The 18,774-nt window shown below is 71.0% G+C and carries 15 protein-coding genes; 10 read left to right on the forward strand and 5 right to left on the reverse strand.

Features of this window, described 5'->3' with window-relative positions; translation table 11 throughout:
- Positions 1–167: 167 nt before the first annotated feature.
- Positions 168–2,414 carry an ATP-dependent RecD-like DNA helicase gene (locus AB0D57_RS28285; protein WP_362078836.1) on the reverse strand — a complete coding sequence of 749 codons (2,247 nt, stop codon included), beginning with the start codon at positions 2,412–2,414 and terminating at the stop codon, positions 168–170.
- A gap of 238 nt (positions 2,415–2,652) precedes the next feature.
- On the opposite strand from AB0D57_RS28285, the gene AB0D57_RS28290 reads away from it, so the two are divergent.
- From AB0D57_RS28290 to rbsD, 5 genes are all read left to right on the forward strand, one after another.
- Complete coding sequence (locus AB0D57_RS28290) at positions 2,653–3,699, forward strand: LacI family DNA-binding transcriptional regulator (RefSeq protein ID WP_362078839.1); 1,047 nt, start codon at positions 2,653–2,655, stop codon at positions 3,697–3,699.
- A complete protein-coding gene (locus AB0D57_RS28295; RefSeq protein WP_362078842.1) occupies positions 3,696–5,255 on the forward strand; it encodes a sugar ABC transporter ATP-binding protein in 1,560 nt (519 codons plus the stop codon). The genes AB0D57_RS28290 and AB0D57_RS28295 overlap by 4 nt, the downstream gene beginning before the upstream one ends.
- Positions 5,245–7,194, forward strand: a complete 1,950-nt coding sequence (locus AB0D57_RS28300; protein ID WP_362078845.1) for a substrate-binding domain-containing protein — start codon at positions 5,245–5,247, stop codon at positions 7,192–7,194. Before AB0D57_RS28295 ends, AB0D57_RS28300 begins: the two co-directional genes overlap by 11 nt.
- A 67-nt stretch (positions 7,195–7,261) precedes the next feature.
- Positions 7,262–8,161 carry a ribokinase gene (locus tag AB0D57_RS28305; RefSeq protein ID WP_362078848.1) on the forward strand — a complete coding sequence of 300 codons (900 nt, stop codon included), beginning with the start codon at positions 7,262–7,264 and terminating at the stop codon, positions 8,159–8,161.
- Positions 8,158–8,547 carry a D-ribose pyranase gene (rbsD, locus tag AB0D57_RS28310; protein WP_362078851.1) on the forward strand — a complete coding sequence of 130 codons (390 nt, stop codon included), beginning with the start codon at positions 8,158–8,160 and terminating at the stop codon, positions 8,545–8,547. Before AB0D57_RS28305 ends, rbsD begins: the two co-directional genes overlap by 4 nt.
- Before the next feature lie 627 nt (positions 8,548–9,174).
- Here the strand turns inward: rbsD and AB0D57_RS28315 are convergent.
- Genes AB0D57_RS28315 through AB0D57_RS28325 form a run of 3 tightly spaced genes read right to left on the reverse strand, consistent with a single transcriptional unit; the run spans position 9,175 to position 12,310 of the window.
- Positions 9,175–10,011 carry a sugar phosphate isomerase/epimerase family protein gene (locus AB0D57_RS28315; RefSeq protein ID WP_362078854.1) on the reverse strand — a complete coding sequence of 279 codons (837 nt, stop codon included), beginning with the start codon at positions 10,009–10,011 and terminating at the stop codon, positions 9,175–9,177.
- Positions 10,008–11,162, reverse strand: coding sequence for a dihydrodipicolinate synthase family protein (locus tag AB0D57_RS28320; RefSeq protein WP_362078857.1), 1,155 nt, complete (start codon positions 11,160–11,162; stop codon positions 10,008–10,010). Before AB0D57_RS28320 ends, AB0D57_RS28315 begins: the two co-directional genes overlap by 4 nt.
- The gene (locus AB0D57_RS28325) at positions 11,159–12,310 is read right to left on the reverse strand and encodes a Gfo/Idh/MocA family oxidoreductase (protein WP_362078860.1); all 1,152 of its coding nucleotides are present in this window, start codon (positions 12,308–12,310) and stop codon (positions 11,159–11,161) included. The genes AB0D57_RS28320 and AB0D57_RS28325 overlap by 4 nt, the downstream gene beginning before the upstream one ends.
- A 355-nt stretch (positions 12,311–12,665) precedes the next feature.
- On the opposite strand from AB0D57_RS28325, the gene AB0D57_RS28330 reads away from it, so the two are divergent.
- The 5 genes from AB0D57_RS28330 to AB0D57_RS28350 all read left to right on the forward strand — a co-directional run bounded on the left by AB0D57_RS28330 (position 12,666) and on the right by AB0D57_RS28350 (position 18,057).
- Complete coding sequence (locus AB0D57_RS28330; protein ID WP_362078863.1) at positions 12,666–13,715, forward strand: LacI family DNA-binding transcriptional regulator; 1,050 nt, start codon at positions 12,666–12,668, stop codon at positions 13,713–13,715.
- Positions 13,716–14,095: 380 nt separating this feature from the next.
- The gene (locus AB0D57_RS28335; RefSeq protein ID WP_362078865.1) at positions 14,096–14,770 is read left to right on the forward strand and encodes an SUMF1/EgtB/PvdO family nonheme iron enzyme; all 675 of its coding nucleotides are present in this window, start codon (positions 14,096–14,098) and stop codon (positions 14,768–14,770) included.
- A 138-nt stretch (positions 14,771–14,908) separates the two neighbouring features.
- Positions 14,909–15,841: a bifunctional helix-turn-helix transcriptional regulator/GNAT family N-acetyltransferase gene (locus tag AB0D57_RS28340; protein WP_362078868.1), complete on the forward strand. Its 933-nt coding sequence runs from the start codon at positions 14,909–14,911 to the stop codon at positions 15,839–15,841.
- 24 nt (positions 15,842–15,865) lie between these two features.
- Entirely contained in the window at positions 15,866–16,666 is an 801-nt protein-coding gene (locus AB0D57_RS28345; RefSeq protein ID WP_362078871.1) for a sugar phosphate isomerase/epimerase family protein, read from the forward strand.
- A gap of 92 nt (positions 16,667–16,758) precedes the next feature.
- The gene (locus tag AB0D57_RS28350) at positions 16,759–18,057 is read left to right on the forward strand and encodes an MFS transporter (protein WP_362078874.1); all 1,299 of its coding nucleotides are present in this window, start codon (positions 16,759–16,761) and stop codon (positions 18,055–18,057) included.
- A gap of 64 nt (positions 18,058–18,121) precedes the next feature.
- Here AB0D57_RS28350 and AB0D57_RS28355 read toward each other — a convergent pair whose 3' ends face one another.
- Entirely contained in the window at positions 18,122–18,697 is a 576-nt protein-coding gene (locus tag AB0D57_RS28355) for a GNAT family protein (RefSeq protein ID WP_362078877.1), read from the reverse strand.
- Positions 18,698–18,774: the final 77 nt, after the last annotated feature.

Raw genomic sequence — 18,774 nt, forward strand, 5'->3', positions numbered from 1 at the left:
ATTGGGCCTATTGGCGGCACTGAGTGCCTCCAGCCTGCTCATCCTGCCCCCCTTCGCCCTGGTTCCGGAAGTGCTGTGTGACCTTTACGACGAATTTGATCGATCATTTTTGCCGAAGGGGGCGTCAAGGGGAGGCTGGGGCTCCATCGAGGGGCGGTGGAGCCCCATCAGCCGTGTGAGAGCCGGAAGTCCAGGGCCGTGCAGCGCCTGCCGGCCGACACCGTGCGTACCGCCTGGCCGATCGCCTTGCGGGAGCCGACGAGGACGACCAGCTTCTTGGCGCGGGTGACCGCCGTGTAGAGCAGATTGCGCTGAAGCATCATCCAGGCGCCCGTGGTGACCGGGATCACCACCGCCGGGTACTCACTGCCCTGGGAGCGGTGGATCGTCACCGCGTACGCGTGGGCCAGCTCGTCGAGTTCGTCGAAGTCGTACGGCACTTCCTCGTCCTCGTCGGTCAGCACGGTCAGACGCTGCTCCTCGGCGTCCAGGGCGGTGACCACGCCGACGGTGCCGTTGAAGACGCCGTTCTCGCCCTTCTCGTAGTTGTTGCGGATCTGGGTGACCTTGTCGCCGACGCGGAAGACGCGGCCGCCGAAGCGCTTCTCGGGGAGGTCGGGGCGGGCGGGCGTGATGGCCTGCTGGAGCAGGCCGTTCAGATTGCCCGCGCCCGCCGGGCCCCGGTGCATCGGGGCCAGCACCTGCACATCCCGGCGCGGATCGAGCCCGAACTTGGCCGGAATCCGCCGTGCCGCCACGTCCACCGTGAGCCGGCCGGCCTCCTCGGTGTCGTCCTCGACGAAGAGGAAGAAGTCCTTCATGCCGTCGGTGACCGGGTGCTGTCCCGAGTTGATCCGGTGCGCGTTGGTCACCACGCCGGACTGCTGGGCCTGGCGGAAGACCCTGGTGAGCCGGACGGCCGGGACCGGGCTGTGGTCGGCGAGCAGATCCCGCAGGACCTCTCCCGCGCCGACGCTGGGGAGTTGGTCCACGTCTCCCACGAACAGCAGATGTGCGCCCGGAGGCACCGCCTTGGCCAGCTTGTTGGCGAGCAGCAGGTCGAGCATGGAGGCCTCGTCGACGACCACCAGGTCGGCGTCCAGCGGCCGGTCCTTGTCGTATGCCGCGTCCCCGCCCGGCTTCAGCTCCAGCAGCCGGTGCACGGTGGAGGCCTCGGCCCCGGTCAGCTCGGCGAGCCGCTTGGCCGCGCGGCCGGTGGGCGCGGCGAGGACGACCTTGGCCCCCTTCGCGCGCGCCAGCTCCACGATCGAACGGACCGTGAACGACTTGCCGCAGCCGGGGCCGCCGGTGAGCACCGCGACCTTCTTGGTCAGCGCGAGACGGACGGCCTCCTCCTGCTCGGGCGCCAACTCCGCGCCCGTACGCCCCTTCAGCCACGTCAGTGCCTTGTCCCAGGCCACGTCGTGGAAGCCGGGCATCCGGTCCTGGCCGGTGCGCAGGAGGCGCAACAGCTGGGCGGAGAGGGAGAGTTCGGCGCGGTGGAAGGGGACCAGGTAGATGGCCGTCACGGGCTCCCCGCCGTCGGGGCCGGGGACTTTCTCCCGTACGACACCGGGGTCCTCGCCGTCCTCGGCCGGCGCCGCCAGTTCGGCCAGGCACTCGATGACCAGGCCGGTGTCCACCTGGAGCAGCTTCACCGCGTCCGCGATCAGGCGCTCCTCGGGGAGATAGCAGTGGCCCTGGTCGGTGGACTGCGAAAGGGCGTACTGGAGGCCCGCCTTGACGCGCTCCGGGCTGTCGTGCGGGATGCCGACGGACTGGGCGATCTTGTCGGCGGTGAGGAAGCCGATGCCCCAGACGTCGGAGGCCAGGCGGTAGGGCTGGTTCTTGACGACGGAGATGGAGGCGTCGCCGTACTTCTTGTAGATGCGCACGGCGATCGACGTCGACACCTCGACGGTCTGGAGGAAGAGCATGACCTCCTTGATCGCCTTCTGCTCCTCCCAGGCGTCGGCGATCTTCTTGGTGCGCTTGGGTCCGAGGCCGGGGACCTCGATGAGCCGCTTCGGCTCCTCCTCGATGATCTGGAGGGTGTCCAGGCCGAAGTGCTGGGTGATGCGGTCGGCGAAGACGGGGCCGATCCCCTTGACCAGACCCGAGCCCAGGTAGCGGCGGATGCCCTGGACGGTGGCCGGGAGGACGGTCGTGTAGTTCTCCACCGTGAACTGCTTGCCGTACTGCGGGTGGGAGCCCCAGAGGCCCTCCATCCGGAGCGACTCGCCGACCTGGGCACCGAGCAGCGCGCCGACGACCGTGAGGAGGTCGCCGCCGCCTCTGCCGGTGTCGACGCGGGCGACCGTGTACCCGTTCTCCTCGTTGGCGTACGTGATTCGCTCAAGGACGCCTTCCAGCACGGCAAGCTGCCGCACCCCGTTCCCCGCCTGCTTGGACATGAGCCGACGGTATCGGGTCCGACTGACAGCACCCCGGGCGGAAGGGGGAGCGATCCCGGGGCGGAATGGGAGGCGATCCGGAAAGCGATCAGCGCCCCCGGCCGGAGCTCACGCCTGCGCTCATCCGAGCGCGGTTAATCACGATCTGGTCACGGGGGGCCTTTCGGCTCTTGCCAATTCCCCGTGTAATCGATTCCAATCCTTCGTGTAATCGATTCCACGAGGAGGTGGGGCGATCATGGCGAGCATCAAAGATGTCGCCTTGGAGGCGGGTGTGTCCGTCGCCACGGTGTCCCGCGTGCTGAACGACCATCCGTCGGTCAGCCCGGACGCACGGGCCCGTGTGCTGGCCGCTGTACAGACCCTGGGCTATCGCCCCAACGCCGTCGCCCGCTCCCTGCGCACCGACCAGACCCGCACCCTCGGCCTGGTCATCAGCGACGTACTCAACCCGTACTTCACCAAGCTGGCCCGCTCCGTCGAGGAGGAGGCCCGCGCGCTGGGCTACAGCGTCATCATCGGCAACGCCGACGAACGGCCCGACCTGCAGGACCACCACGTACGGACCCTGCTCGACCGGCGCATCGACGGCCTGCTGGTCTCCCCCACCGACGGCGGCTCCCCCGGCATGCTGGACGCCGCGCGCACCGGGACCCCGATGGTCTTCGTGGACCGCTGGATCCCGGGCGTCGAGGTCCCCGTCGTACGGGCGGACGGGCGTCCGGCCGTGCGTGACCTGGTCGCCCATCTGCACGGTCTCGGACACCGGCGGCTCGCCATCATCACGGGCCCGACGGCGACCACGACCGGCAGCGAGCGCGTGGAGGCGTTCCGCCAGGCGCTGGGCGAGTACGGCATCGAGCTCCCCGAGGCCTACATAGGTCAGGGCGACTTCCAGGCCGACAGCGGGCGCCGGGCCACCGAGCGGTTCCTCGACCTGGCCGAGCCGCCCGAGGTCGTCTTCGCCGCCGACAACCTGATGGCGCTCGGCGCACTGGACGCCATCCGCGCGCGCGGCCTGCGGATTCCCGAGGACATCGCGCTCGCGGCCTTCGACGACATCCCGTGGTTCGTGCACACCGATCCGCCGATCACCGCGATCGCCCAGCCGACGGGCGCGCTGGGCCGGGCCGCCGTACGCGCCCTGGTCGACCGGATCGAGGGACGGACCCCGCAGTCCGTCACTCTCCCCGCCCGTCTCGTCGTACGCCGCTCGTGCGGCGAATCGATCCCGATCCCGACCCCAACCCCGCACTCCCCCGCAACGAACAGGAGTAAGTCGTGAGCAACCAGGACGAGTTGCTGCGCATCGAGGGCATACGCAAGACCTTCCCGGGCGTGGTCGCGCTCGACAGCGTCGACTTCGATCTGCGCCGCAGTGAGGTACACGTGCTGCTCGGCGAGAACGGCGCGGGCAAGAGCACGCTCATCAAGATGCTCTCCGGCGCCTATCACCCCGACTCCGGGCGCGTCCTCGTGGACGGCAAGGAGGTCCGTATCCAGGGGGCGCAGGACTCCGAGCGTCTCGGGATCGCGACCATCTACCAGGAGTTCAACCTCGTTCCCGATCTGACGGTCGCCGAGAACATCTTCCTGGGGCGGCAGCCGCGCCGCTTCGGGATGATCGACCGGAAGACGATGGAGGCCGACGCCGCCGAACTGCTCAAGCGGGTGGGTGTCGACGTGTCCCCCCGCGCGCGGGTGCGGGAACTCGGTATCGCACGCCTGCAGATGGTCGAGATCGCCAAGGCGCTCAGCCTGAAGGCGCGCGTCCTGATCATGGACGAGCCGACCGCGGTGCTCACCTCCGAAGAGGTCGAGAAGCTCTTCACCATCGTGCGCCAGCTGCGCGAGGACGGTGTCGGCATCGTCTTCATCACGCACCACCTGGAGGAGATCGCCGCCCTGGGCGACCGGGTCACGGTCATCCGGGACGGCAAGAGCGTCGGCCAGGTGCCCGCGTCCACGCCCGAGGACGAGCTCGTACGCCTCATGGTGGGCCGGTCCATCGAGCAGCAGTATCCGCGCGAACGCGGGGATTCCGGGGCCGCGTTGCTGACCGTCGAGGGGCTGACCCGTGACGGTGTCTTCCACGATGTGAGCTTCGAGGTGCGGGCCGGTGAGGTCGTCGGCATCGCCGGGCTCGTGGGGGCCGGGCGTACGGAGGTCGTCCGGGCCGTCTTCGGGGCCGATCCCTACGACAAGGGTGCCGTGAAGGTCGCCGGCGCCGCGTTGCGCCGTCATGACGTGAACGCCGCGATGGAGGCCGGCATCGGCCTCGTACCCGAGGACCGCAAGGGCCAGGGGCTTCTCCTGGACGCCTCCGTCGAGGAGAACCTCGGCCTGGTCACCCTGCGTGCGGCGACCCACGGCGGACTCGTCGACCTCAAGGGGCAGCGGGAGGCCGCCGCGCGGATCGCCGAGCAGCTCGGCGTCCGGATGGCCGGGCTCGGCCAGCATGTGCGCACCCTCTCCGGCGGCAACCAGCAGAAGGTCGTCATCGGCAAGTGGCTGCTCGCCGACACCAAGGTGCTGATCCTCGACGAGCCGACCCGCGGCATCGACGTCGGCGCCAAGGTCGAGATCTACCAGCTGATCAACGAACTGACGGCCGCCGGCGCCGCGGTCCTGATGATCTCCAGCGATCTGCCCGAGGTGCTCGGTATGAGCGACCGGGTGCTGGTGATGGCCCAGGGGCGGATCGCGGGCGAACTCGCCGCCGCCGAAGCCACCCAGGACACCGTCATGGCCCTCGCCGTCAGCACGAACACCACCAGCACCATCAGCACTACCAGCACCAGCACCACCAGCACTGAGAAGGAGGCCCCCCGTGGCCACTGACACGCTCAAGAAACCAACGGGCGCGAGTGGCGCCTCGGCGGTCCGCCGACTCCTGCTCGACAACGGCGCGCTCACCGCGCTCATCGGCCTCGTCATCGTGATGGCAGCGCTGTCCGGCGACTTCATGACGACGGACAACCTGCTCAACATCGGCGTCCAGGCGGCCGTGACCGCCATCCTCGCCTTCGGCGTCACCTTCGTGATCGTCTCGGCGGGCATCGACCTCTCGGTCGGTTCCGTCGCCGCGCTCTCCGCCACCGTCCTGGCCTGGATGGCCACTTCGGAAGGCGTCCCGGTCTGGATCGCGGTGCTCCTCGCGATCGCCACCGGCATCGCCTGCGGCCTGGTCAACGGCGTGCTGATCGCGTACGGGAAGCTGCCGCCGTTCATCGCGACGCTCGCGATGCTCTCGGTGGGCCGTGGTCTGTCCCTCGTCATCTCGCAGGGCTCGCCGATCGCCTTCCCCGACTCCATCTCGCACCTCGGTGACACCCTCGGCGGCTGGCTGCCGGTGCCGGTGCTGGTCATGGTCGTGATGGGGCTCATCACCGCGGTGATCCTCGGCCGTACCTACATCGGCCGCTCGATGTACGCGATCGGCGGCAACGAGGAGGCGGCCCGCCTCTCCGGCCTCCGCGTGAAGAAGCAGAAGCTCGCGATCTACGCCCTGTCCGGCCTCTTCGCGGCCGCCGCGGGCATCGTGCTCGCCTCCCGCCTCTCCTCCGCGCAGCCGCAGGCCGCGCAGGGCTACGAGCTGGATGCCATCGCCGCGGTCGTCATCGGCGGCGCCTCCCTCGCGGGCGGCACCGGCAAGGCGTCCGGGACGCTCATCGGCGCGCTGATACTCGCGGTGCTGCGCAACGGTCTGAATCTGCTGTCGGTCTCCGCCTTCTGGCAGCAGGTCGTCATCGGTGTCGTCATCGCCCTCGCCGTCCTGCTCGACACCGTACGGCGCAAGGCCGGGGCCACCCCGGTCGCGGCCGGTGCTTCGGGTGGTGGCAAGGGCAAGCAGGCGGCGACGTATGTGATCGCGGCCGTGGTCGCGGCGGCGATCGTCGGCGCGATGTCCTTCCTGCACACCGGTTCGTCCTCGTCGACGACGCAGAAGGTGGGCCTGTCCCTCTCCACCCTGAACAACCCCTTCTTCGTGCAGATCAAGAAGGGTGCGCAGGAGGAGGCGAAGAAGCTCGGCGTGGACCTGACCGTCACGGACGCGCAGAACGACGCCTCGCAGCAGGCCAACCAGCTGCAGAACTTCACCAGCTCGGGCCTCGGTTCGATCATCGTCAACCCCGTCGACTCGGACGCGGCGGGCCCGGCGGTGCGCTCCGCGAACAAGGCCGACATCCCCGTCGTCGGCGTGGACCGGGGCGTGAACAAGGCCGACACGGCCGCGCTCGTCGCCTCCGACAACGTCGCGGGCGGCAAGCAGGGCGCCCAGGCCCTGGCCGAGAAGCTCGGCGGCAAGGGCAAGATCGTGATCCTGCAGGGCCTGGCCGGTACGTCCGCGAGCCGCGAGCGCGGCGCGGGCTTCGCCGAGGGTCTGAAGGACTACCCCGGCATCAAGGTCGTCGCCCGGCAGCCCGCGGACTTCGACCGCACCAAGGGTCTCGACGTCATGACGAACCTGCTCCAGGCGCACCCGGACATCCAGGGCGTGTTCGCCGAGAACGACGAGATGGCGCTCGGCGCGGTCAAGGCGCTCGGCTCCAAGGCGGGCAAGTCGGTCTCGGTCATCGGCTTCGACGGCACCCCGGACGGTCTGAAGGCGGTCAAGGACGGCACGATGTACGCCTCCGTGGCCCAGCAGCCGTCGGAACTCGGCCGGATCGCGGTCGAGAACGCGCTGAAGGCCGCTGAAGGCGACAAGGTCGAGAAGACGGTGATGGTCCCGGTGAAGGTGGTCACGGCGAAGAACGTGGCCGAATTCACCGGATGACACCGGGGACGGCCGGGCCGCGTATGCCGCCCGGCCGTCCCGTCGTTCTGCTTTAGGGAGACAGTTCATGTACGACTACGACCTCCTGGTCGTGGGTTCGGCCAACGCGGACCTGGTGATCGGGGTCGAGCGGCGGCCCGCGGCCGGGGAGACGGTGCTCGGCTCCGACCTCGCCGTCCACCCGGGCGGCAAGGGCGCCAACCAGGCGGTCGCCGCCGCTCGCCTCGGGGCCCGTACGGCCCTGTTGGCCCGGGTCGGCGACGACGCCCACGGCCGGCTGCTGCTCGACTCGCAGCGGGCAGCCGGTGTCGACACGGCCGGCGTCCTGGTCGGCGGGGCGCCCACCGGGGTCGCGCTGATCACGGTGGACCCGTCCGGGGACAACAGCATCGTGGTCTCGCCGGGCGCGAACGGCCGTCTGGCACCGGAGGACGTCCGCGCGGCCGTCGGCCTCTTCCACACGTCCCGGGTGGTCTCGGCGCAGCTGGAGATCCCGTTGGAGACGGTCGTGGAGGTCGTACGGAATCTCGCTCCCGGCGGCCGCTTCGTACTGAACCCGTCACCGCCGCGCGCTCTTCCCGCCGAGGTCCTCGCGGCCTGCGACCCGCTGATCGTGAACGAGCACGAGGCGCGGGTGATCGTCGGCACGGACCTGGGTGACTCGCCGGAGGACTGGGCGACGGCGCTGCTCGCGCTCGGGCCCCGTTCGGTGGTCATCACGCTGGGCTCGGAGGGCGCGCTGGTGGCCGATTCCGCGGGAGCCGTGCGAGTGCCGTCCATGAAGGTGGAGGCGGTGGACACGACCGGGGCGGGTGACGCGTTCACGGCGGCGCTGGCCTGGCGGCTGGGGCTGGACGAGCCGCTGCCCGTCGCCGCCGCGTACGCGGCCCGGGTCGGGGCGGCCGCCGTCACGCGGCCCGGGGCGCAGATATCCTTCCCGACCGCCGAGGAGGTCGCGTCGCTATGAAGAAGGCCGGAATTCTGAACCGCCATCTGTCGGGCGCGCTGGCCGAACTGGGCCATGGGGACGGGGTGCTGGTGTGCGACGCGGGCATGCCCATACCGCACGGTCCGCGCGTCGTGGACCTGGCCTTCCGGGCCGGGGTGCCGTCCTTCGCCGAGGTGCTTGACGGGCTGCTGGCGGAGCTGGTGGTGGAGGGCGCCACGGCCGCGAGCGAGGTCCGCGAGGCGAACCCGGAGGCGGCGGCGCTGCTGGACGCGCACTTTCCCGCGCTGTGGACGGTCCCGCACGAGGAGCTGAAGTCACTGTCGGCGGGCGCGAGACTGATCGTCCGTACGGGGGAGGCGCGGCCGTACGCGAATGTGCTGCTGCGGTGTGGGGTGTTCTTCTAGGGCCGCACTTTCCAGTGTGGTCGGAAGACTTCGAGGGGCCCGGTCCGTCGACCGGGCCCCTCGGCTTTCCCCTCCCCGACATCAGAACCCCCGCGATCCCCCCGGATCCCCCTCCAGAAGTCCTGATGCCATGTACGACCCACGTGGTGCGGGAAGGGTTGCACGGTCTTCTGAGATTTTTTTCGGCGTGCCGACGAAACGGGGCGGACTTGACGTCCTCTCCAGCCCGAGGGCTGGAGATTCCGGTCCGTACCGCTTCGCGGTACCACCTTGGGTTCCTGCTTCACGGGTCCGCGCCGGTCCGTGAGGACCGGTCTTACCAGACCTCCACAGGCCTGACTTCCCGCCCGTCCGGCGGTAGGTCCGACAACTGCGTTGTCGGACAAGGCGATAGTGCCATGGTTCTGCGGCCCTCCGGGCCGCCAGGGCGAGGATGCCCTGCACCTCCCACCCTGAAGGGTGGAGCACTGGGCAAGTGTTCGGTAGCGTTCCTGCTGGGGACGGATGCTGACGAAGCGGGCGGCGAAGAAGAAATAGGCGAAAAGAAATAACGGCACTGCCCCACCCTGGAACATCCGGGGTGGGGCAGTGCGCGAGCGCGGTGCCGGCTGTCGACGTGCGTCAGCTTCACCGCATCGCGTGCTCCACGAACCGCGCCGCCGTCTCCGCCAGGACCTCGCGGCCGTCCCGCGCCCACAGCCCCTCGTTGAACAGCTCGACCTCGATGGGGCCGGTGTAACCGGCGGCCTCGACGTACGAGCGCCACTCCCGCATGTCGATCGCACCGTCGCCGATCTGGCCCCGGCCGTTCAGGACGCCCTCCGGCAACGGAGTGGTCCAGTCGGCGAGCTGGAAGGTGTGGATACGCCCGCCCGCGCCCGCCCGGGCGATCTGCGCGGGGGCGTTGTCGTCCCACCAGATGTGGTACGTGTCGACGGTGACGCCCACCTGGTCCGCGGGGAAGCGTTCCGCGAGGTCCAGGGCCTGGGTGAGGGTGGAGACGACACAGCGGTCGGAGGCGTACATGGGGTGGAGGGGTTCGATGGCGAGCCGGACGCCGTGCTCCGCGGCGTACGGGCCCAACTCCCCCAGCGCGTCCGCGATGCGCTCGCGCGCTCCGTGCAGGTCCTTGCTGCCCGCCGGCAGGCCGCCGGAGACGAGCACCAGTGTGTCCGTACCCAGCGTCGCCGCCTCGTCGATCGCCGCCCGGTTGTCGTCCAGGGCCCGCGCCCGCTCCTGCGGGTCTATCGCCGTGAAAAAGCCGCCGCGGCACAACGTCGTGACGGACAGGCCCGCGTCGCGGACGAGTTTGGCCGTGGCCTCGACGCCGTACGACTGGACCGGCTCGCGCCACAGGCCGATGCCCGGGACACCGAACTCCAGGCACGCATCGACCAGTTCGGGCATCGACAGCTGCTTGACCGTCATCTGGTTGATGCTGAAACGCTCAAGGGCATTGCTCACTGGGCCACTCCGTACAGTGCGAGCAGGTTCTTCATCCGGGCCTGGGCGAGGGCAGGGTCCGGGAACAGGCCCAGCCCGTCGGCGAGTTCGTAGGCCCGCGCGAAATGGGGCAGCGAGCGCGCCGACTGGAGTCCGCCCACCATCGTGAAGTGGGACTGGTGGCCCGCGAGCCACGCCAGGAACACCACGCCCGTCTTGTAGAACCGGGTCGGGGTCTGGAAGAGGTGGCGGGACAACTCGACGGTCGGGTCGAGGAGTTCGCGGAACCCCTTCACGTCACCCGTGTCCAGCACCCGTACGGCTTTTGCCGCCAGGGGCCCCAGCGGGTCGAAGATGCCGAGCAGCGCGTGACTGAAGCCCTGGTCGTCGCCCGCGATCAGCTCGGGGTAGTTGAAGTCGTCGCCCGTGTAGCAGCGCACGCCGACCGGGAGGCGGCGGCGCAGGTCGATCTCCCGCTGGGCGTCCAGGAGGGAGACCTTGATGCCGTCGACCTTGTCGGGATGGGCGGCGATGACCTCCAGGAACACGTCCGTCGCCGCGTCCAGGTCGGACGAGCCCCAGTAACCCTCCAGCGCCGGGTCGAACATCGGGCCGAGCCAGTGCAGGATCACCGGGTCGGAGGCCTGGCGGAGCAGGTGGCCGTACACGTCGAGGTAGTCCTCGGGGCCCTTCGCGGCCGACGCCAGCGCCCGCGAGGCCATGAGGATCGCCTGCGCGCCCGTCCCCTCCACGAGCGCGAGCTGCTCCTCGTACGCCGTCCGGACCTCGTCCAGGGTGGCCGGGGCGGTGAGCTGGTCCGTGCCGACGCCGCACGCGATGCGCCCGCCGACAGCCTTCGCCTCCGCCGCCGACCGGCGGATGAGTTCCGCGGCGCCCGCCCAGTCCAGGCCCATCCCGCGCTGAGCCGTGTCCATGGCCTCGGCCACGCCCAGCCCGTGCGACCACAGGTGGCGGCGGAAGGCGAGCGTCGCGTCCCAGTCGACGGCGGCGGGCGAGTCGGGGGACACATCCGCGTACGGGTCGGCGACCACGTGCGCCGCCGAGAAGACCGTACGGGCGGTGAAGGGGGCGCCGGTGGTGAGCGCGAGGGGCTCGGAGCGGGGCGTGTAGGCGCGCAGCCCTCCGCTCGCGTCCGGGAGGTGGATGGTCACAGCGCGATCTCCGGTACGTCGAGACGGCGGCCCTCGGCGGAGGACTTGAGGCCCAGCTCGGCGAGCTGGACGCCGCGGGCGCCGGCGAGGAGGTCCCAGTGGTAGGGCGCGTCGGCGTAGACGTGCCGCAGGAACAGCTCCCACTGGGCTTTGAAGCCGTTGTCGAACTCGGCGTTGTCGGGGACCTCCTGCCACTGGTCGCGGAAGGAGTAGGTGGCGGGGATGTCGGGGTTCCAGACCGGCTTGGGGGTCGCCGAGCGGTGCTGGACGCGGCAGTTGCGCAGGCCCGCGACCGCCGAGCCGTCCGTGCCGTCGACCTGGAACTCGACCAGTTCGTCGCGGTTGACGCGCACGGCCCAGGAGGAGTTGATCTGGGCGATCGCACCGCCTTCGAGTTCGAAGACCCCGTACGCGGCGTCGTCCGCCGTCGCGTCGTAGGGCTTGTCCTGCTCGTCCCAGCGCTGCGGGATGTGGGTCGCGGTGAGGGCCTGGACGGAGGTGACCCGGCCGAAGAGCTCGTGCAGGACGTACTCCCAGTGCGGGAACATGTCGACAACGATGCCACCGCCGTCCTCGGCACGGTAGTTCCAGGAGGGGCGCTGCGCGGTCTGCCAGTCGCCCTCGAAGACCCAGTAGCCGAACTCCCCGCGGATGGAGAGGATCCGGCCGAAGAAGCCGCCGTCGATGAGGCGCTTGAGCTTGAGCAGGCCGGGGAGGAAGAGCTTGTCCTGGACGACGCCGTGCTTGATGCCCTTCTCGCGCGCGAGGCGGGCCAGCTCCAGGGCGCCGTCGAGGCCGGTGGCCGTGGGCTTCTCGGTGTAGATGTGCTTGCCCGCCGCGATCGCCGCCTTGATCGACTCCTCGCGGGCGGAGGTGACCTGCGCGTCAAAGTAGATGTCGATGGTGGGGTCGGCCAGTACGGCGTCCAGGTCGGTGGACCAGCGCTCGAGCCCGTGCTGCTCGGCCAGCGCCTTCAGGGCGTGCTCGCGGCGCCCGACGAGGACCGGTTCGGGCCACAGCACGGTGCCGTCACCCAGGTCTAGACCGCCCTGGTCGCGGAGGGCGAGGATGGAGCGGACGAGGTGCTGGCGGTAGCCCATGCGTCCCGTCACGCCGTTCATGGCGATGCGCACCGTCTTGCGTGTCACGTCATTCCCTTCGTACGCGTCCGGCTCCCCGTACGCCCATCGGCGAGCGTTACAGCAAGCGCTTTCTATCTGGTGAGAAGCTAGCCTCTGAGCAGCGGATCGGACAAGACCGTGTGGAAGACGAGTTGTTCGAGCGGGCGAACAGGGTGGGGTGTGGGGCCGTAGGGTCTGCTCGGGCGTTCGCCCGAGAACCTGCGGACGGCACGGGACTGTGGATCTGAGGGCGGATTCAGGCCCATGGGCCCGGTGGGCCTGAAGGCGGTTACAGGCCCACGGACCCTGTGGACCTGAAGGCGGTTACAGGACCTATGTGCCCGCGAGACGAGGACGAGATGCGCGACCGGAGGACGACGAGATGACGGTGACCCTGGCGGACGTGGCGGCTCGCGCGCAGGTCTCCCCCGCGACGGTGTCGCGCGTGCTGAACGGGAACTATCCCGTGGCCGCGTCCACCCGTGAGCGGGTGCTGCGTGCGGTGGACGAGCTGGACTACGTGCTCAACGGGCCGGCGAGCTCACTGGCCGCGGCCACTTCCGACCTGGTCGGCATCCTGGTCAACGACATCGCCGACCCCTTTTTCGGGATCATGGCGGCCGCGATCCAGTCGGAGATCGGGGGGCCCGGGGGCCGTGCGGGCGGGGAGCGGCTCGGCGTGGTGTGCAACACCGGCGGCTCCCCGGAGCGCGAACTGACGTACCTCACGCTTCTTCAGCGCCAACGCGCTGCCGCGGTCGTCCTGACGGGCGGCGCCGTCGAGGACGCGCCGCACGCGGCGGCGGTCGCGGCGAAGCTGCGCAAGCTCGAGGACGCGGGGACCCGGGTGGTCCTGTGCGGGCGCCCGCCCGCGCCCGACGCCGCCGCGGCGATCGCACTCACCTTCGACAACCGCGGGGGCGGGCAGCAGCTCACCGAGCATCTGATCGGGCTCGGGCACCGGCGCATGGGTTACATCGCGGGACCCGAGGAGCGGACGACGACCCGCCACCGTCTGGAGGGGCACCGCGCCGCGCTCGCCTGGCACGGCATCGAGGACGATCCGCGGCACACGGTCCACGGACGCTACGACCGCCGTTCCGGGTACGAGGCGACGCTCGAACTCCTTCGCCGTGACCCGTCGTTGACGGCCGTCGTCGCCGCGAACGACACCGTCGCGCTCGGCGCGTGCGCGGCGCTGCGGGACTCCGGGCTCCGTATCCCGGACGACGTGTCCGTCGCCGGCTTCGACGACCTGCCGTTCAGCATCGACGCGGTGCCCGCGCTCACGACCGTGCGGCTGCCGTTGTCCGAGGCGGGGGCGCGAGCGGGGCGGATCGCGATGGGGCGGGAGGAGCCACCGCCGGGCGGGGTCGCCACGGTGCGGGGGGAGTTGATGGTGCGGGGGTCGACGGGGGGGCCGCGGGTCTGACGGGCCAGCGGGCCTGTGGGCCAGCGGGCCAGCGGGCCAGCGGGCCTGTGGGCCTGTGGGCCTGTGGGCCAGCGGGCCAGCGGGCCAGCGGGCCAGCGGGCCAGCGGGCCAGCGGGCCAGCGGGCCAGCGGGCCAGCGGGCCAGCGGGCCAGCGGGCCAGTAGGCACGGCGGACCCGGCAGGACTGGCTGGCCTGACGGGTCTGTGGGCCGGCGGGTCTGAGGGGTCCGACGGGCCCGGCGGCCTCCTTGCTGCGGTGCGGGAGCCGGGGGCTCAGGGCGCTCTCCCGGCGGGCGCCCGCTGTCGGGGTACGGGGCGCAGGCCCGAGGGAACACCGGACGCACGGCGTCCCTGGGCAGGCGCCGGTACGATCACCTGCCCATGGACGCCGCCGCAGGAAACGAGATGATCTCCATCCCGCCGGGGCGGGTCACGCTGTCGGACCGACGGACGCGGCGCAGCTGGTCGGCTGACCTCGCGCCCTACCGGCTCGCGGCATTCCCGGTCACCCAGGCGCAGTACGCGGAGATCACCGGCCGGCGGCCGAGCACCGTCCATGGGGACCGGTTCCCCGTCGAGGGCGTTTCCTGGTGGGACGCGGTCCGGTTCTGCAACGCCCTGTCCGAGCGTGACGGGTTCGCGCCCGCCTATCACCTCGATGCCGCCCAGGAACGCATCGCATGGGACGCGTCCGCCGACGGATACCGGCTGCCGACCGAAGCCGAGTGGGAGCACGCCTGCCGCGCCGGCACGACCGGACCGCATTACGGGCCGCTCGACGAGATCGCCTGGTACCGCGGCAACTCGCACGAGCGAATCCACGACGTGGGCGGCAAGCAGCCCAACCCCTGGGGCCTGTACGACATGCTCGGCAACGTCTGGGACTGGTGCTGGGACATCTACGACGCCGAGGTCTACGGCAGCTACCGGGTGCTGCGTGGCGGCGGCTGGTTCGACGAGCACTGGAGCTGCCGGGCCTCCGCGCGGCGCCGCAGCCACCCGGCCTACCAGGTCGACGACGTGGGATTCCGCGTCGCGCGTTCCGACGGGCGCTGAACCCGCGTCGCAAGCGGCTTCACCCCGGGGTGTCAAGAATTCCCGGGCTCGTCGTCGCCCCCATGGACGACTGGGTGAAAACGGTCGTACGCTGACACCGCATCTCTGACTGAGTCAACCATCCGGGGTGGATCAGCCATGACCGTTCACGACATCCGCTCGTTCAACCGCTTCTACACGAACCTCATCGGCGCGCTGGACTACGGCCGCCACCTCTACGCCCCGTACACGCTGACGGAGTCCCGCGTGCTGTACGAACTCGCGCATTCACCCCGTACGGACGCCGCCGACCTGCGCATCGAACTCTCCCTCGACGCCGGGTACTTGAGCCGCATCCTGAACAAGTTCGAGCAGGACGGGCTGATCGAGCGGACGCCCTCGGAGCGGGACCCACGGCGCCGCCGGATCACGCTCACGACCCGTGGCCGGGAGACCGCGGACCTGCTGGACGAGCGGGCGCGGGAATCGGTCGGGGCACTGCTCGCGACCGTTGCGGCCGACGACCGCCCCCGGCTCGCCGAGGCGATGCGGACCGTGCGCACCCTGCTCTCCGATGGGCGCCCGCCCCGTCGCGAGGACGTCGTCCTGCGCGAACCCGGCCCCGGCGACCTCGGCTGGATCGTGCAGCGCAACGCCGCGCTGTACGCCGCCGAACACGGCTGGAACGCCGACTACGAGGGGTTGGTGGCGAGGATCGTGGCCGACTTCGCCGAGGACCACGACCCGCACCTCGAACGCGTGTGGATCGCCGAAATCGACGGTCGGCCGGTGGGGTGCGTGATGTGCGTACGGGACGACGCGCCCGGAAGCGCCCGGCTGCGGCTCCTGCTCGTCGAGCCGGACGCGCGCGGGCTCGGGATCGGCGACCGGCTCGTCGAGACCGTCGTCGACTTCGCGCGGGGCGTCGGCTATCGCGAACTCGCCCTGTGGACCAACGACGTCCTCGCCGCCGCCCGCCGCGTCTACCAGCGCCACGGCTTCACCCTCGTCACCGAGAAACCGCACCGCTCCTTCGGCGCGGACCTCGTCGGCCAGGACTGGCGTCTGGACCTGCACGGCACGCCGGAGTGACGTTGCCGGGTAGGGTCCCGGAGCATGAAGCTGGCCTTCTCCACGCTCGGCGTGCCCGGGCTTCCGATCCCCGATGTCGTACGACTGGCGACCACGCACGGCTACCACGGTGTGGAGCTGCGCGCGCATCCCGAGGAGCCGGTGCACCCCGGCATCGGGGCCGCCGAACGGGCCGATGTGGCCGCCGAGTTCAAGGCGTCGGGCATCGAGATCCTGGGCATCGCGGGATACGTGCGGGTGGCGGCGCCGGGCGACGACGAGCCCGTACTCGCCGGGATCCGCGAACTCCTCGACCTCGCACACGACCTGGGCGCCCCTTTCGTACGGGTCTTTCCGGGCGCGGCCCCCGAGCAGAGCGCCGAGGAGGCGGACGCGACGGCGGCGCGGCGGCTCGGCACGGCGGCGGAGTACGCCGCCGACCTCGGCGTACGCATCCTGCTGGAGACCCACGACTCGCACCGCACCGGCGCCGACGCGATCCGGGTACTCGGCCTGGTCGGCCACCGGCACGTGGGTTCGCTGTGGGACGTGATGCACACCTGGCTGGGCGGCGAACAGCCGACGGCGACGTACGCCGCCCTGTGCACCTACCTCGGCTACGTCCAGGTCAAGGACATCGCCTCGGCCGAGGACACCACCCCGCTCCCGCTCGGCGCGGGCGTCCTCCCGCTCGCCGAGTGCGTGGAACTGCTCTCGCGGGCGGGCTGGGACGGCTGGTTGTGCTGGGAGTACGAGAAGCGGTGGTACGAGGGGGCGGCGCCGCTTCCGGAGTTGCTGGGGGCGGGACGGGAGCACCTGGCTCGGCTCCTGAACGAGTCCGCGTAGGGGCGGGGCGTAATGCGGTGGCGATGGTGCGGGGCTGGTGGGTAGCCTCCCGCGGTGATTGAGCATCATCCACCCCGAGATCTGGCTGTCCCATGGGCCTGACGCATACCTTGATCGACGTCCGGCCGCTGCGGACCTCGCCCGTCTTCCGGCGGCTGCTGATCGGCCGGACGCTGTCCGTGCTCGGCAGCATGATGACCATGGTCGCCGTCATGTTCCAGGTCTGGCGGTCGACGCACAGCACGGTGTGGACCGGTGCGGTCGGGCTGGCGCAGGCGCTGCCGCTGATCGCGTTCGGGCTGTTCGCCGGTTCGCTGGTGGACCGGGGGGACCGGCGGCGGCTCTATCTGGCCTCCCAGGCCGGGCAGGCGGTGTGTTCCGTACTGCTGGCGCTTCAGGCCTTCGTCGGGCATCCGCCGGTGCTCGTCGTCCTCGCCCTGGTCGCCGCGCAGTCCGCCTTCGGGGCGGTCAGCGGCCCGGCCGCGGGCACGTTCGTGCCGCGGCTGCTGCCCAAGGACCAGGTGGGGGCCGGGCTGGCCCTCAACCAGATCACCTCCCAGGCGATGCTGCTGGTGGGCCCGGCGCTCGGCGGTCTCCTGCTGGGCTGGGTGGGCGTGGGCGGCTGCTACGTGGTGGACGCGCTCAGCTTCGGGCTGTCCTTCTACGGCGCGTTCGGGCTGCCTCCGCTGCCTCCCGAGGGAGAGCAGTCACGGGCCGGACTGCGCGGCGTCCTGGACGGGCTGGCCTTCCTGGCCGGTCACCGCGTGGTGCGCGGCGCGCTGATCATCGACCTCGCCGCCACCGTGCTGTCGATGCCGCTGAGCCTGTTCCCGCTGGTCAACGCCGAGCGGTTCGGCGACAACCCGCGCACGCTCGGTCTGTTCCTGTCGGCCCTCGCCGTCGGGGGTATCTCGGCTTCGGCCCTGTCCGGCTCCCTCACCCGCCTCGCCCGCCCGGGGGTGGCGATGCTCTGGGGCGCGGCGACCTGGGGGATCTCCCTCGCCCTCTTCGGCCTGATGACCAACCCGTGGGTCGGGCTCGCGCTCCTCGTCCTCGCCGGGGCCGGCGACACCGTCTCCGTCATCTCCCGCAGCACCATCGTCCAGACCCGTACGCCGGACGCGCTGCTGGGCCGGGTCACCGCCGCCGAGCAGATCGTCGGCCAGGCCGGGCCCAACATCGGCAGCCTGCGCGGTGGCCTGGTCGCGGGCTGGACCTCCGGGGTGACCTCTCTGGTCAGCGGCGGCCTGCTGTGCGTGCTCGCGGTGGTGGTCGTGGGCGCGAGTACGCCGGAGCTGCGGGGCTCCGGGTCCGACCCGTCAGCCGATCACCCGGACCCGGACGGCCTTCCCGGGACCGCGTCGGGGTCGAAGGACCTCACTACCGGGTGACCGGGTGACCGCGTGGCGCCCAGCACGACGCCGACCAGGAAGCGGGCGGACCCGACGGTGCCGATCAAAACCCGCCCACCCGCGACTCCAGCCGCTTGCGGCACTCCGGCCACTCCGCCGCCGTGATCGAGTAGATCGCGGAGTCGCGGAGGCGGCCGTTCTCGCCCGGGGCCCAGGAGCGGGACCAGTTGCGCAGGACGCCCTCGAAGCGGGCGCCCACGCGCTCGATCGCGGCGCGGGAACGGCTGTTGCGGGCGTCCGTCTTCAAGTCCACGCGAGCGACACCCCACTCCTCGAAGGCGTGCCGGAACAGCAGGAGCTTGGCCTCGGCGTTCACTCCCGTGCCTTGGGCGGATGCGGCGAGCCAGGTGAACCCGACCTCGATGGCGTCGAGTTGATCGTCCGCCAGCCAGAAGCGCGGCTCCCAGTACGACGTGGCGCCGACCGCTCGTCCCGAGGCGAGGGACACCTGGGCGTACGGTGCGAGCTTGCCCGTCGCGGCCCGGGCGAGCTGTGCGTCGATGTACTCCCCGACCTCGGCGGCCCTGGGCACCCAGGTGAACTCGTACGAGCCCCGGTTCTCCTCCGCCGCCACGGCGAGGTCGGCCGCGTGACGATGACCGAGCGGCTCCAGTCGCACGAGCGCACCTTCGAGAACCGGCCCCTCCAACTGGAAACCCGACACCCGACATCCCTTCGCAAGCAACGGTCGACGAC

The organism is Streptomyces sp. NPDC048275 (genome assembly GCF_040652275.1).
Taxonomy (GTDB): Bacteria; Actinomycetota; Actinomycetes; order Streptomycetales; family Streptomycetaceae; genus Streptomyces.